Below are 13,996 nucleotides of genomic sequence, written 5' to 3' on the forward strand. Positions count from 1 at the left end.
AGTGAGAATTATGACGATACTCGGCACACGTCCGGAAATCATTCGACTCAGCTTGATTATTCCCCTGCTGGATCGTTATGCCGACAAGCATGTGCTGGTGCATACAGGGCAAAATTTCAATTCAAGCCTCAGCGATATTTTTTTTCAAGAGCTTGGTCTCAGACAACCGGATTATATTCTTCAGAACCGAAATACTTCCCTGGGGCAGCAGTTGGCCGCGATGTTCTCTCAAATGGAGACGATTCTAAAATCGGAGCAGCCGGATCGGGTTCTGTTGTTAGGAGACACCAATAGTGCGCTGTGCGCCATATTGGCAGAGCGGATGGGAGTTCCGGTCATCCATATGGAAGCCGGAAACCGTTGTTATGATCTGGAGGTGCCCGAGGAGAAGAATCGTAAGCTGATTGATGCGATTTCTACTATAAATATGCCATACACCCCTCAAAGCAAGCAGCACCTCATAGCTGAGGGAGTGCCGAGTCGGCGTATTATTCTGACAGGCAATCCGATTTATGAGGTGATGAATCATTACGAGCCGTTCATTGCGGGCAGTGATATTCTCGATCGGCTTAAGCTGAAGCCTGGGCAGTATTTTTTGGTAACAACACACCGTGCAGAGAATGTGGATCATCCCGGACATTTGCATGAAATTATGGAGGGCTTGAACAAAGTGGCCGAAGCTTACGGCCAGCGCTTGATTTGCAGCATTCATCCCCGTACGAAGTCCCGTATTGCCACCGATTTGAAAATTAAAATGAATCCGCTGGTCGAATTTCATGAGCCCTTCGGATTTTTCGATTTCGTCAAATTGGAGCGGCACGCCCGCTGCGCCTTGACAGATAGCGGTACCGTGCAGGAAGAATGCTGTATTATGCAGGTGCCTACAGTTACCATTCGGCGCACGACAGAACGTCCTGAGACCGTGGATTGCGGCAGTAATGTCGTATCCGGACTCGATTCGAAGAGAATCGCAGACGCAGTGGAAGTGATGATCGGGCTGGAGCGATCATGGACTTGTCCCGAAGGCTATTTAGAAGAGCGAGTCTCGCAGAAGGTTGTTAAATTCGTGCTTGGAGGGAAGGCGAATGTTCAATAATCAAGTCATTCTCGTTACCGGGGGAACAGGTTCATGGGGCTATGAACTGGTTAAGCAGCTTCTGGTTCAGCAGCCGAAGGAAATCATCGTATTTTCACGCAATGAATCTACGCAGGTAGCTATGAGCCGGGCGTTCGAGGATGAACGACTTACTTTTCGGATTGGCGATATTCGAGATAAAGAGGCGTTGATGGATGCATGTAAGAATGTCGATATTGTGTATCATTTGGCGGCATTGAAGCACGTTCCCGTTTGTGAGGATCAACCTTATGAAGCATTAAAGACAAACGTAGTCGGAACGCAGAATGTCATCGAAGCGGCAATCGAAAATAAAGTGAGTAAAGTGATTTACATCTCTACCGATAAGGCTGCGAATCCTTCCAATTTCTACGGCATGACCAAGGCGATCGGAGAAAAGCTGATCGTATACGCCAACTTGCTTCAAAGCGATACGAAATTCGTATGCGTTCGTGGAGGAAATGTGCTCGGCACGAATGGGAGTGTCATTCATTTATTTAAAAATCAAATTTTAAATAAAAATCATGTGCGCATTACAGATATGAAAATGACGCGCTTCTTCTTTACTTTGCCCGATGCGATAAGCCTGCTCTTCAAGGCTTCCATCGAGAGTATCGGCGGGGAAATCTTCGTCATGTCCATGCCGACCTGCCGCATCGCGGATTTGGCGGAAGTGCTGATTGAAGCGTCCGGCAAAGAAAACGTGGAAATTATCGAGTCGGGTATTCGCCCTGGCGAGAAAATTCATGAAATCCTGATGAGTGAATACGAGAGCCTGACTACGGTAGTCTACGATCGCGAGTATCTGGTTATTCTCCCTACCATGGATTTTCCGGAGTTAAAGGAGCGATATAGACATTATCCTCTTGTGCCCTTCGATAGCTTTAGTTCGGAACACAATCTAATGGGTAAAGATGAGATCCGGAATCTGTTGATTCGCGGAGGGTTTATATTATGAAAATTTTAATCTTTGGCGGCAACGGCATGGCAGGACATGTATTGGTTCGCTATTTCCAGCGGCAGGGGAAGCATCATGTGTTCTATACGACCCGGGATATGAGCGACCCCGGGTCGCTCATTCTTGACGCCGATGACATTGCCGCGGTAGATCGAGCTGTCCAGCTCGTCAGGCCGGACGTCATCATTAATGCGGTAGGCGTCCTAAATCATTTCGCTGATCAGGATAAAATAGCCGCTTATCATATTAACGGATTCCTCCCCCACCGCCTGCGCAGGGCGGCAGATGCCTTATCGGCCCGCTTAATTCATATCAGCACAGACTGTGTGTTCCTCGGTAGTAAAGGGGGATATAAAGAAGACGATGCAACAGACGGCAAATCTACCTATGCGATTACGAAAGCGCTCGGAGAGGTGCGGGGTCAAGGACATCTCACGATTCGGACATCGATTATCGGCCCGGAAATACGTGATGGCGGAATCGGATTGCTGCAATGGTTTTTAAGCCAAAAGGGGAAGGTGAACGGCTACCGGCGCGTTCCCTGGAACGGTGTGACAACCATTCAGTTGGCTAAGGCCATCGACTCCGTGCTTGATTCCTCTTTATCGGGACTCGTGCACCTGGCACATCCCGAAATCGTCTCAAAGCATGATATGCTGAAGATTTTTCAGGAGATCTGGAATAAACAGGATGTGACCATCGTGGCGGATGATGGACCGTCCATTGATCGAACCTTGATATCCACCCGGAAGGATGTTCATTTTACGCTGCCCGCTTTTCGCGACATGATTGAGGAAATGGCAGAGTGGATGAAGAGCCATGGATAGCCGAGTCGTTCTGGTCACAGGCGCCGGGGGCTTTACGGGGCAGCATGCTTGCCGGAGATTGGCCGAGAAAGGCTATCAGGTTGCTGCGATTGTGCGTACCCGTGCTGTCCTGGCATCCTTGAAGCCGCTAGACGGCGTGGATTACTATGTATGCGATTTGAACCAACCGGTCCGGGTAAACGAAATCGTTCAAATCACATCCCCCCAATACGTTCTGCACCTCGCAGGCAAAAATTCGGTTCCAGAATCCTGGGCTAACCCCCTTTTGTATATGGAAAGCAATATTATGGCGACGATTCATTTGTTAAATGCCCTTCGGCAGTACGAGGATACTGCAATATTAATAGCCGGCTCACGGCTTAAATTTGACTTAAGAATACCTGTAGAACCCACTCATCCTTATGGTCTGAGTAAATCGATCCAGGAGGCTGTCGCGCTGGCATGGGGAAAGCTGTTTCATCAAAACGTTATATTGGCAGAACCGGGCAATTTAATCGGGCCTGGGCCCTCTACCGGTATTTGCTCCTTGCTGGCGGGATATATCGCGGCCATGGAACGAGGAGAGTCCAGGCCGCCATTCCGTCTGTCATCCGCAAGTGCGAAAAGGGACTTCCTTGATGTCAGAGATGCCGTCGATGCTTATGAATTGCTCCTGCGTCACGGAAAAGCGGGCGAGGTGTATCCGGTGTGCTCCGGGTTCGAAAGAAGGCTGGGCGAAGTATGCGATTCCTTCGTAAACATGGCAAGAGTACAATGCCCGCTTGAGGTGGAGGAACGAGACGAATATGCCGGCATGCCGGCGGCAGCCATTATACAGCCTGATGCCTTAAGGGAGATGGGCTGGAGCCCCACGATTCCTTGGGAAGCTTCGGTAAGCGATATTTTACGTTTTTTTCGAAGGGAGGGCGTGGATCGTATATGAGTGCAAGGGTAAGTATTGTTATCCCTTTTTATAATTGTCCATATATTGAGCAGGCCGTTTCGAGCGCCTTAAATCAAACCTACCCTAATATAGAAATTATCGTGGTGGATGACGGTTCAACCTCCTGTGCCGAGCTGATGGCTCCCCATCGGCATCGTATTTATTACTTGGGCAAGCAGAACGGAGGCACCGCTACGGCCTTGAATCACGGAATCCGTCATTCTTCCGGGGATTATATCGCCTGGCTAAGCTCGGACGACATGTTCTACCCCGACAAGATAAGAGTACAGCTCGAATATATGATCAAGCATAAAGCATTAATTTCTCATACGAATTTTAATTATATCGACGAAAATGGAACGGTGACTCAGCACAGTGCAGGGGCGTCGTCCATGACCCGGCGAGAGCTGCTGCAGACTTTTCTGCGTGGAAATCCGGTCAATGGCTGCACGGTAATGATTAAACGAAGCTTGCTGCAGCGCCTAGGTTTATTTGATGAGAAGCTCCCCTATACTCATGATTATGATTTGTGGTATAGGATTCTAATTGCTGGTATCCCGCTCCACTATTTGAATCAGCCCCTGACGGCTTATCGTCGCCATCCGGGTATGGGATCGATTCGGCATCAAGGCGTGATTGGACAAGAAATAATCTCGGTGCAGCGTCGGTATATAAGGGAGTTGTATCGGCTGATACAACGTGGTCGATAGGTCTGACCATATATGCTGCGTTGCTGTAAATTTTCAAACGATTCATTTTCTCTGATACTTCCATCTTTTAAAATGAGCTTCTATCCCATGAAATCTGTCTATGCACGCTGTCGAACACTAGCATAAGGTAATGTAGCTTGTAATTTTAGGAGGTGACCATCGTGGGAATTTTCTTGGACGCCAGATCATCCGTAAACTCTAATAGACCAGGTTTTCCTGGCACTCCGCTGTCTTTTAGCCCAGAACTATTCGGGATTATTGGACTGCAGACGCAGAACGTACCTAACCCGATAGTGACTCTGTTTGGGAATATTGGGATTTTGGGAGATATCGGGGATACATTCACGGTTGAGATTGTCCGCGGGGCAACTTACGTGCCAGCTAATGTCATTTATACGCTTGAAGGCGTAGTAAGTGAGTCTACGGCTACGCATGTTACTAGTTTTGTAGCTGCAGACATGAGAGCGCCGGCTGCCCCGCAAACGGTATATTCCTCGTTTATTTCTGGAGTGTCTACGTCGGTTCGCAATGGCCCGGAATCATTTATAGGTATAGCATCAGGACCTTGACGAAGTGTCTGCACGAAAGCTTGTCAGGAGCATTCCGGCAAGCTTTCAAGCTTTTTTATGGAAGAGGAATTATGAAAGGCCGCCTTGGAAAGGATGGGAGCGATGAAGCGGCTCAAACTCTTGTTCATCACGAAGGACTTTAGTCAATATTTAGAAAGAAACTTTCACTATTTGCAATTGGAGCTAGCCAAACATGCAGATTTGGCACTGTGCCATGAAGGCGGAGACCTGAAGGAAATTCTTCAACGCCTACCGTTTACTCCGGATTTTATCTTGTTGAATGATATGTTTCATTCCACACATTGTCCTCCTGTCGAAGGAGTTTTTGATCTGCAAATCCCCTGGGGCATGATTATGCATGATCTTCATGGGCATGTGGAATTGCGAAAGGAATTTCTTTCAAGAAGACCAGAAAACATTTTCACGATTTATCGAAGCGCCTTTCGTAAAAGATATCCCGAATACGAGGGGAACTTGTACTGGCTACCTCATTTTGCTGAACCTTCCGTTTTCCGGAATTATCAACAACCTAAAGACATTGATCTTTTACTCATGGGGGCTATCAATCGTAGGATATACCCCTTACGCTACCTAATGAAAAATACGTATATAAGAAGGCCAGGCTTTGTCTTTCATAAGCACCCGGGCTACGTTAATTTCGACTCAGACAAACAAGTGCTTGTTGCGCAAAGATTTGCGATGGAGGCAAACCGGGCGAAAATCTTTCTTACCTGCGATTCTATATATAAATATTCGCTGCGCAAGTATTTTGAGGTGCCGGCCAGCTACACACTCTTATTGGCATCACCGAATGAAGATTTGAGAGATTTGGGCTTTAGGTCGGGAACGCACTATGTTGCCATCTCCGAACATGATTATGAAGAGAAAGTCGAGTTTTATTTAAGGCCGGAGAATGAACACTTACGCGAACAAATCACAAGGCAGGGATATGAATTTATCCATGAGAAGCATACGACCGCGGTACGCGCTCAGAGGTTACTGAAAATAATACAAAGTATTGTGAAAACTGGATGAGAAATGGGATATAGAATAAGCATATATCCAAGCTGATAAGATCATCCTCTCATATACTACTCTAGCAGTATAGGAGAAGGAGGGCTGAAATTGAATAAGATCATTGCGATTATTGGGCTTGGTTATGTAGGGTTACCATTGGCGGCCGCTTTTCTGAACAAGAAGTATAACGTGATAGGAATCGATTTGGACGAAGAAAAGATGAGGAGCCTGCGAAGAGGGAGAAGTTATATATTTGATGTTCCCGATGAGATAATCAAGTCGGCTGTAGAGCAAGGAAGACTTACTTTGTCCTCAGATTTTAGTGCCCTCAAGCCCGCTGAATCAATCATCATTTGCGTGCCCACGCCTCTAACCAAAGAGCATGTTCCGGATCTTTCCTACCTTGTTGATGCGGCCGAACGCTTAAGGGATCATTTGAGAGACGGTCAATTGGTTACCTTGGAGAGCTCGACCTATCCAGGAACCACAAAGGAAGTACTGCTGCCGCTGCTGGAGAAAAGCGGCCTGAAGACGGGCAAAGACATCTTTATCGGTTTCTCGCCCGAAAGAGTGGATCCGGGGAACGAGGAGTTTCCCTTGACCAGTATCCCTAAAGTAGTAAGCGGCGTGACGGAGGAATGCGCGCATCGGACGGAGCAGCTCTACAAGACAGTCTTTAGCAAGGTGATTAAGGTATCCTCCACAGACACGGCTGAAATGACCAAGCTGCTGGAGAATACATTCAGATTTGTTAACATCTCTTTCATTAATGAATTCGCCGTGTTATGCGACAAGCTCAATATTAATGTGTGGGAGGTCGTCGAAGCAGCTTCTTCCAAGCCATTTGGATACACGGCATTTTATCCTGGGCCCGGGATTGGGGGGCACTGCATACCTGTAGATCCTCATTATTTGCAATGGAAGACTCAGCAAATGGGGCTAACAAGCTCATTTATAGAGCTGTCATCCCGCATTAACCGCAGCATGCCCGCTTATGTCCTCTCCAGAATGAAAGAAGCGCTCGGTCAAAAAAGCTTGAAGGGCCTCAGAATATTTGTGTTAGGCGTTACCTTCAAGAAGAACGTTGCCGACATTCGGGGCTCTAGTTCCATTGAGTTGATTCGTTTGCTTTCCAAAGAAGGAGCAGATGTGCTATATTACGATCCCCATATTGCAGAGCTCGATATTCATGGAATGGCGATGCAGGCGTCAAAGGCTAGTAATTCCGAATTTCGGCGGGCGGACTGTGTCGTGATTGCAACGGATCATCGTGAACTGCCTCTGGATCGGGTTCTAGAGCATTCGCGGCTTGTTTTTGATACCAGGAACGCAACGGCTGGCATGGCCGGAAAGGCCAAGGTGATTGTCCTCGGAGGCGGACGGATGGAGAGGGGATAACAATAGGCAGCAAATTTTTTTGTTTATTAGACAAGGAGGGATATGTTTGACTAGGCGGTTGGTTATCGATATTAGATTTAACAACATGGGGATGTGCAAAGACCGGTTAACCCGGCCGTGGGTAGAGCATCGGATCAAGCTGTTTCGGGATTTGACTTTAAACAGCTTGAAGCATCAGACCAATCAGAATTTCCTGACCTTGCTTAAATATGATCCGAGATCGCATGACGTGATCTATAAAGTGCTCAGCGATCTTCGAATTCAGCTGCCGGATAATATCCGATTCGTTCCCGTGGAAGAGATAGATCAGGCGGTAGCGGAATATATTCAGGGAGCGGAGGAATTGTATATCGCCAGAACTGATTCGGACGATTTGCTTCATAAAGAGTATTTTCAAAAATTGCATGATTATCGGCATCAGCCCGAAGCCTGGGCCCTGCTCAATCAGAACGGATATTATTGGGATCGGGATCGTAACGTAATGGCTCCAAAGTTCTATGCCTCTCCCCAATTCTACGTTTTGATTTATAAGGTGAAGGCCTACCTAAAAGGTGAGCGATATACAATTAGAGATCACGGTCATGTCATCAAATTCCCTCATGAGAAGTTAGCCGGGCGCAACTGGGTTAACGTCGTACATTCTACCAATACTTCTCCCAAGGTAGTTCCGGAAGAGAATCGGATGCAGCCTAAGGAGATAGAAGCCGTATTGCGGAATTATATGGCCAAACCAATCAAATAGGCAGATTCAGCTCCGGCGGGTCGGAAAGAAAGGAAGGTGCTGTAATGTTTAAGGATAAGATCATTCTTGTAACCGGGGGCACCGGATCATGGGGAAAGACATTGACCCGGACACTACTCCGGGAGAATCCGAGAGAAATTCGTATCTTCTCCCGTAACGAATATGCCCAAGTCCTCATGCAGCGGGAATTTGGAAATGACCCCCGGCTTAAATTTGTCATCGGCGACGTTCGGGATTATGATGCCGTCGAATCAGGATGCAAGGGAGTACACTACGTTTTTCATTTGGCTGCTTTGAAGCATGTTCCCGTGTGTGAGCATCAGCCAGCGGAGGCTTTAAAAACGAATGTTCTGGGCACGGAGAATATTATACGGGCCAGTATTGCCCAGAAGGTGGTTAAGGTTATCGATGTTTCTACCGACAAGGCAGTAGATCCGATCAATACGTATGGCATGACGAAAGCTATCGGAGAGAAGCTGATGATACATGCCAATTATTTAAGCGAGCATACCCGGTTTACATGCATACGTGGTGGGAATGTCCTGGGGACAAACGGAAGCGTTGTGCCGTTATTTATTCAACAGCTGAAGTCCGGGCATGAATTGACGTTAACCCATACTAAAATGACCCGATTTTTTCTTACACTGGAAGAAGCGATAGAATTACTGCTTAAGGCAGCCAGAACGGCGATTGGCGGCGAGATGTTTGTCATGAAAATGAAAGCATGCCGGATTACCGATATTGCGGACGCATTAGCCGAGCATTATTTGGGGCATACCGTCCCTCTGAGGGAAATAGGAATGAGACCCGGTGAGAAGCTGCATGAAGTGCTTGTTTCCCGCTATGAGTCACCCTATACGTACAAATACAACGAGCAATACTTCGTAATACTTCCATCCAACCCTCCTGCAAGTTTGTTTAAGCAATATAGCCATCTTCAGAGCGTATCCTTTGACGAATATCATTCGAATGACAGCCTAATTTCTAATCAGGATATTATTGACCTTCTTCGGGAAGGAGGCTTCCTTACCTGACTTCTATAAGCTTATGCATGATCGTGAGAAACGAGGAGGAGCATCTTCAGGAATGCCTGGATTCAGTATGTGATATCGTGGATGAAATTATTATCGTGGATACCGGATCCACGGATCAAACAAAGGAGATTGCCAGCCGTTATACTTCAAAAATCTACGACTTCCCGTGGACGGATGATTTCGCGGCCGCCAGAAATTACTCATTTGAGCAGGCTACAAAGGAATTTATTATGTGGCTCGATGCCGACGATTACTTGTCTTCCGTGGATCGCAACAAATTAATAAAACTAAAGGATCTTTTAACGCCAGAGAAGACAGTCGTAATGATGGATTATTACTTGTCATTTGATGCAGCTGGGAAACCACTCATATTATCTCGAAGGCATCGCCTTGTCCGAAGGGATAAAGGGTATAAATGGAAGGGAATCGTGCACGAATATATTGATGTATTCGGTGCAAGCATATATTATTCTGATGCAGCTGTGTCCCATCGGAGAGAGGGGGCGCATACGGAGCGAAATCTCCGTATTATAGAAAAATGGATTGCTTCTGATGGCAGGCTGGAAGGAAGGCTGTTGCTCCACTATGGCAGTGAATTGGCTGATTTGAAGCGTTACGAGGAGGCAACTCTTCATTTAGAACGGTTTTTGGAGCAGCCGGGGAGCTTCATTGATGATTGTATCCTTGCTTGCATCAAACTGGCGGATTGTTATGAGAAGCTGGGGCTGAAGGATAAGAAGCTCGAAGCCCTTTTGCGTTCATTTCGGTATGATTTGCCGCAGAGCGAAATCTGCTGTGCAATTGGGGGTTGTTTTGAGGAGCGCGGCCAATGGGCGACAGCGACTTACTGGTATCTGCAGGCACTTCAAACGGCAGAAAAATCCTTATTGCTTATGGAGAACCGCAGCTTCCGCACCTGGCTTCCGCATGGGCGATTATGTATTTGTTATGCTCAACAAGGAGATTTGGAGAACGCGTATCGACATAACGAAAAAGCCTTGGGATATCTTCCGCAGGATCAAGTCTTACTGGAGAATCGCCGTAAGCTTCAGCAAGTGCTTGGAAAGATTCCCTAAGGAGATGATTCATTAAAATAGGTTGCCCCTAGGTTATCCATACGGATGATCTAAGAGCAACCTTTTTGTGCTGTCTCTATAACCTTTAAATGTTTTTTTTGATGCTCAAGAGCATATTGTGAAAATTTGCGGCATATTGCCCAGGTGACATCAGACCCGAAATATATTGCCGGCCATTAGCGCGAATATCTTCGCGCAGCTTCTGGTCATCCATCAGCTCAAGGGCTTGCTTAACCGCACCGGATACATCCCCCATATCAAAAAACTTGCCTGTTTTATTATGACGGATAAAAAAACGTACCCCATCGGAATCAGTACTGAGTACAGGGCAACGGCAAGCAATTGCCTCAGCAACGGCATATCCGAAGCCTTCAAGGTATGAAGTGGACAGCAGAAATCCTCCTGAATCTCCAACAAGGGATAAATATTTCGGCATGTCGGAATGCGGGGCATTAGGATAAATACGAACGTGGTCGAATAGACCACGCGAATGAACGAGCTGCCAGAAGGAATTAAGAACTTCCTCCGAACTAAGTCTGTCGTCGAGAAAAATCCAGAACATGAGCTGGGGGCGGATTAGGATAAGGGAATGAGCAATGTGAAGAAACAATCTCCAATTTTTATTTTCTTCCAGCCGTCCGATCCAGGCGATGACCGGCTTTTCGGGAATCGTTAGTGGGCGATAAGAGAACGTATGGGTGTCCAGCACATTAGGGAAGATGTATCGCGGAAGAGCAGGACAAATCGTTGAAACTAACTCAACTAGGTGGGGGGTGGGAGGCATTAACACGCCCTGGCAGTATTCAAGCAAAATGGGGGATGCTTCTCTAAAGGCTTGTTCGGCCTGAACCCTTGTGCCTAATCCCTGCGCTTCAAATAAGATGGGGCCGCGGTAGCCTTGCTTGCGAAGCCTCAGCGGCATAAGGTGATCGGAAGTTGTTATAACGGCGTCGAATTGATTTGATTTAAGCAAGGCGCATAGCTCATCATCCGTGGGGGAAATATAAACCGGAATGTTAGATACGTTCTGGAGTCCAGAGCCAGGCTCAAGATAGAGGAGATGGCCTTCGATTCCAATCCCTTTAAGCGCTTCGCAACGGAGGCGATTCAATGTCTCCACGCCGCCGCTGGGGACATAAAATGTAAACAATATTTTCATGATGGACATCACCTCAGAAATTGTATATCCTATTGTACGCATAGCTTGCGGATATGTTTACCTGTATGCAAAAACTCCCCGGGGAGCATCCTAACAGATGTTCATCATACATTACTTTATGACGGGAGATGACTACATGCGAATTGCCAAAGTTGTTAGCTTATCGCTGTCAGCAACGTTGATTGCCGGTATGGTCGGAGTAACGGGTTGTGCGACTGGAACCGATAACAACAATATGCGGTCTCAGGGCGTACGGAACAACAACCAGGGAAATTATGATGTAAATTCGCTGCGCGAGGGAAATCGGAATTTTACGCGCAGTCTCGGCAATGGTCAAAGCGAGCGCATTAATTCATTGAAGTACAGTCCGGCTTTAAGCAACAAAGTATCCCAGCTCCGTGAGGTTCAATCCGCGCATGTCGTCGTTACGGATCGCGATGCATATGTAGCCGTGACGCTTCACGGCAATCAGAATGGACGATCGATTGGTCAAGGGCGCGGGATGACCACGAACTATGGAGCAACGGGCCTTGGTACAACAAACACCTTAGGTAATAATAATGGCGCAGCAAACTTTGGAAGAACTCCCACAACACTTAATCAAGGCACGACAGGATATGGCATGCGCAGCAATGGTGATGACGGGATCGGCCGGGGAATTATGGGCAGATCGGGTGTGGCCGGCAGTTTATTTGATACGGGTACCCGGGGCAATAGAGGGGCAAACGGCATGAATGGCGGAGCCGATGGCATGTTTGGCATGAATACCACTCGCCAAAGAAATACAACCTCTATGGATGGAACAGGCAATGGTTCTGTTGTAGGGCTCGGTACAGGAACTGGGGCTGCTTTGGTGGATAATGTTCCTCAGAACGTTAAGGATCAAATTTCAAAAGCCGTAAAGAAGACTGCGCCTCATATTCGCAATGTGCACGTATCCGGTCATCAGGAGTTTGTGACTCACGTTAGCAATTACGCGACACAATCTCGCGGCGGAGCCACTTTACAGGGGTATGTAGGTGACTTTGAACAGCTAGTTAATCGGATTTTTCCGGGACGTGCTGGTACGATGACTGGTCCGAACGGATATAGAAATACAGGAGGCGGCGTCGGAACAACCGGCGCAGGTACAGGGATGTCAGGTACTACAGGCACAGGAACAGGCAGTGGCGCAGGATTCTCAGGCGGGGTAACTCAATAAGAGACGGTTTAGTCCTGTTTGGAAAAAAAGCAGCAGCTACAAGGATGATTTAAAATCCTTAGCTGCTGCTTTTTGAATCATGGTTTATGCTCCGAATTTACGTCCTTTGATCCAAGTGTCCTGCAAATTCAAATTCTGGTCTACCAGCAGCAAATCTGCCTGTTTACCGGTCTCAACGGAACCGGTCAAATGATCGATTCGAATGAGCTTTGCCGGATTGAGGCTAGCCGCCTCAGAGGCTCTCTCGACCGAGAGACCGATTTCCTGTACAAGATGGCGGAAGCCGCGTATCATCGTTAATGTGCTTCCAGCAAGGGTGTTATCACTATCCTTAAGAGTACAGACGTTATCCTTCACGATGACTGGCAGATCGCCAAGTTTATATTCCCCGTCCCCAAGCCCTGCAGCTGACATGGCATCCGTTATTAAGATAAGATTGTTGTCAGTTTTTACTTGAGCCAGCAGCTTAATCGCCGCGTGATGAACATGAATGCCATCTGCTATAATTTCAGCACTGATTGCCGGGGTGCTAAGCACGGCTCCAGCGGTTCCAGGCTTACGGTGATGAAGAGGCGTCATCGCATTGAAGGTATGAACGGCATGGTGAAGGCCGACTTCGGCGGCGGCCATAATCTCTTCATAGGAAGCATCGGTATGCCCTGCGGCAGCAACGATTCCTTCCTTGCGAAGGTAGCGGATCAGCTCTAGTGCGCCTTCTCTCTCCGGGGCAAAGGTAACCTGTTTGATCAGACCCGGATATTTATTGTTCCATGCCTCCACCCAGGATCGGTTAGGAGGCACGATATGAGAAGGATTTTGGGCACCGGGCCATTTCGGGCTAATAAAAGGGCCTTCTAAATGTACGCCTGCCAGTTGGGCGTACGGCATATCATTTGACATATATTCGTTAACTTCTCTCAAGACTTCATCAAGCACGTCATGCGGCATCGTCATCGTTGTAGCCAGCATGGATGTAGTCCCTTGACTGCAGTGCAGTTTCGTGATCGCATCGAAGGCTTCCTTGCTTGGAATAGAGAAATCTTCGAGCATGCCGCCATGCACATGAACATCAATGAAGCCAGGCAGGACATAGCCTCCGCCTGCATCAACCGTTAAGGCTGAAGCTGGAGAATCTGAAGGCATTCCCGATGTTGAGCCAACGTATGCAATAAGGCCTTCTTCTACGACTACTGATCCATCATGAATGATGCCCTTAGGCGTAACGACCTCGGCATGAGTAATTTGAAAACTCCGGTTAGAAGCAGTCAT

Annotated in this window: 14 protein-coding genes; 12 read left to right on the forward strand and 2 right to left on the reverse strand. The window is 47.5% G+C overall.

Annotation, left to right across the window (positions count from 1 at the left end):
* The first annotated feature begins 1 nt into the window (after position 1).
* The 11 genes from wecB (at position 2) to ACE3MQ_RS22145 (ending at position 10,367) form a co-directional block, all read left to right on the forward strand.
* Positions 2–1,096: a non-hydrolyzing UDP-N-acetylglucosamine 2-epimerase gene (gene wecB, locus ACE3MQ_RS22095; protein ID WP_379396776.1), complete on the forward strand. Its 1,095-nt coding sequence runs from the start codon at positions 2–4 to the stop codon at positions 1,094–1,096.
* Positions 1,086–2,072: an SDR family NAD(P)-dependent oxidoreductase gene (locus ACE3MQ_RS22100; protein WP_379396778.1), complete on the forward strand. Its 987-nt coding sequence runs from the start codon at positions 1,086–1,088 to the stop codon at positions 2,070–2,072. The genes wecB and ACE3MQ_RS22100 overlap by 11 nt, the downstream gene beginning before the upstream one ends.
* Positions 2,069–2,899 carry a dTDP-4-dehydrorhamnose reductase family protein gene (locus tag ACE3MQ_RS22105; RefSeq protein WP_379396780.1) on the forward strand — a complete coding sequence of 277 codons (831 nt, stop codon included), beginning with the start codon at positions 2,069–2,071 and terminating at the stop codon, positions 2,897–2,899. Before ACE3MQ_RS22100 ends, ACE3MQ_RS22105 begins: the two co-directional genes overlap by 4 nt.
* Positions 2,892–3,821: an NAD-dependent epimerase/dehydratase family protein gene (locus ACE3MQ_RS22110; protein ID WP_379396782.1), complete on the forward strand. Its 930-nt coding sequence runs from the start codon at positions 2,892–2,894 to the stop codon at positions 3,819–3,821. Before ACE3MQ_RS22105 ends, ACE3MQ_RS22110 begins: the two co-directional genes overlap by 8 nt.
* Positions 3,818–4,531 (forward strand): glycosyltransferase, encoded by a 714-nt coding sequence (locus ACE3MQ_RS22115; protein WP_379396784.1) that lies wholly within the window; start codon positions 3,818–3,820, stop codon positions 4,529–4,531. Before ACE3MQ_RS22110 ends, ACE3MQ_RS22115 begins: the two co-directional genes overlap by 4 nt.
* A gap of 161 nt (positions 4,532–4,692) precedes the next feature.
* Complete coding sequence (locus tag ACE3MQ_RS22120; protein ID WP_379396786.1) at positions 4,693–5,100, forward strand: hypothetical protein; 408 nt, start codon at positions 4,693–4,695, stop codon at positions 5,098–5,100.
* A gap of 102 nt (positions 5,101–5,202) precedes the next feature.
* Positions 5,203–6,135 (forward strand): glycosyltransferase, encoded by a 933-nt coding sequence (locus tag ACE3MQ_RS22125; RefSeq protein WP_379396788.1) that lies wholly within the window; start codon positions 5,203–5,205, stop codon positions 6,133–6,135.
* A 90-nt stretch (positions 6,136–6,225) separates the two neighbouring features.
* Positions 6,226–7,515: a nucleotide sugar dehydrogenase gene (locus tag ACE3MQ_RS22130; protein ID WP_379396790.1), complete on the forward strand. Its 1,290-nt coding sequence runs from the start codon at positions 6,226–6,228 to the stop codon at positions 7,513–7,515.
* A gap of 46 nt (positions 7,516–7,561) precedes the next feature.
* Positions 7,562–8,257, forward strand: a complete 696-nt coding sequence (locus ACE3MQ_RS22135; protein ID WP_379396792.1) for a glycosyltransferase — start codon at positions 7,562–7,564, stop codon at positions 8,255–8,257.
* Between the two features lie 44 nt (positions 8,258–8,301).
* Positions 8,302–9,291, forward strand: coding sequence for a polysaccharide biosynthesis protein (locus ACE3MQ_RS22140; protein ID WP_379396794.1), 990 nt, complete (start codon positions 8,302–8,304; stop codon positions 9,289–9,291).
* A 17-nt stretch (positions 9,292–9,308) separates the two neighbouring features.
* On the forward strand, positions 9,309–10,367 hold the full coding sequence (locus tag ACE3MQ_RS22145; RefSeq protein ID WP_379396796.1) for a glycosyltransferase: 1,059 nt from the start codon (positions 9,309–9,311) through the stop codon (positions 10,365–10,367).
* Between the two features lie 85 nt (positions 10,368–10,452).
* On the opposite strand, the gene ACE3MQ_RS22150 is transcribed toward ACE3MQ_RS22145, so the two are convergent.
* The gene (locus ACE3MQ_RS22150; protein WP_379396798.1) at positions 10,453–11,526 is read right to left on the reverse strand and encodes a glycosyltransferase family 4 protein; all 1,074 of its coding nucleotides are present in this window, start codon (positions 11,524–11,526) and stop codon (positions 10,453–10,455) included.
* A gap of 97 nt (positions 11,527–11,623) precedes the next feature.
* On the opposite strand from ACE3MQ_RS22150, the gene ACE3MQ_RS22155 reads away from it, so the two are divergent.
* Complete coding sequence (locus ACE3MQ_RS22155; RefSeq protein WP_379396800.1) at positions 11,624–12,727, forward strand: YhcN/YlaJ family sporulation lipoprotein; 1,104 nt, start codon at positions 11,624–11,626, stop codon at positions 12,725–12,727.
* An 84-nt stretch (positions 12,728–12,811) separates the two neighbouring features.
* Here ACE3MQ_RS22155 and nagA read toward each other — a convergent pair whose 3' ends face one another.
* Positions 12,812–13,996: an N-acetylglucosamine-6-phosphate deacetylase gene (gene nagA / locus ACE3MQ_RS22160; protein WP_379396802.1), complete on the reverse strand. Its 1,185-nt coding sequence runs from the start codon at positions 13,994–13,996 to the stop codon at positions 12,812–12,814.

Source organism: Paenibacillus lentus (genome assembly GCF_042714055.1).
In the GTDB taxonomy this organism is placed as follows: Bacteria; Bacillota; Bacilli; order Paenibacillales; family Paenibacillaceae; genus Fontibacillus; species Fontibacillus lentus_A.

Excerpts from the sequence above, each read along its gene's own strand:
- ACE3MQ_RS22155 (WP_379396800.1), top strand. The coding sequence starts at position 11,624 with ATGTTCATCATACATTACTTTATGACGGGAGATGACTACATGCGAATT.
- nagA (WP_379396802.1), bottom strand. The coding sequence starts at position 13,996 with ATGACTGCTTCTAACCGGAGTTTTCAAATTACTCATGCCGAGGTCGTT.
- ACE3MQ_RS22100 (WP_379396778.1), top strand. The coding sequence starts at position 1,086 with ATGTTCAATAATCAAGTCATTCTCGTTACCGGGGGAACAGGTTCATGG.
- ACE3MQ_RS22115 (WP_379396784.1), top strand. The coding sequence starts at position 3,818 with ATGAGTGCAAGGGTAAGTATTGTTATCCCTTTTTATAATTGTCCATAT.
- ACE3MQ_RS22110 (WP_379396782.1), top strand. The coding sequence starts at position 2,892 with ATGGATAGCCGAGTCGTTCTGGTCACAGGCGCCGGGGGCTTTACGGGG.
- ACE3MQ_RS22145 (WP_379396796.1), top strand. The coding sequence starts at position 9,309 with ATGATCGTGAGAAACGAGGAGGAGCATCTTCAGGAATGCCTGGATTCA.
- ACE3MQ_RS22150 (WP_379396798.1), bottom strand. The coding sequence starts at position 11,526 with ATGAAAATATTGTTTACATTTTATGTCCCCAGCGGCGGCGTGGAGACA.
- ACE3MQ_RS22105 (WP_379396780.1), top strand. The coding sequence starts at position 2,069 with ATGAAAATTTTAATCTTTGGCGGCAACGGCATGGCAGGACATGTATTG.
- ACE3MQ_RS22140 (WP_379396794.1), top strand. The coding sequence starts at position 8,302 with ATGTTTAAGGATAAGATCATTCTTGTAACCGGGGGCACCGGATCATGG.
- ACE3MQ_RS22125 (WP_379396788.1), top strand. The coding sequence starts at position 5,203 with ATGAAGCGGCTCAAACTCTTGTTCATCACGAAGGACTTTAGTCAATAT.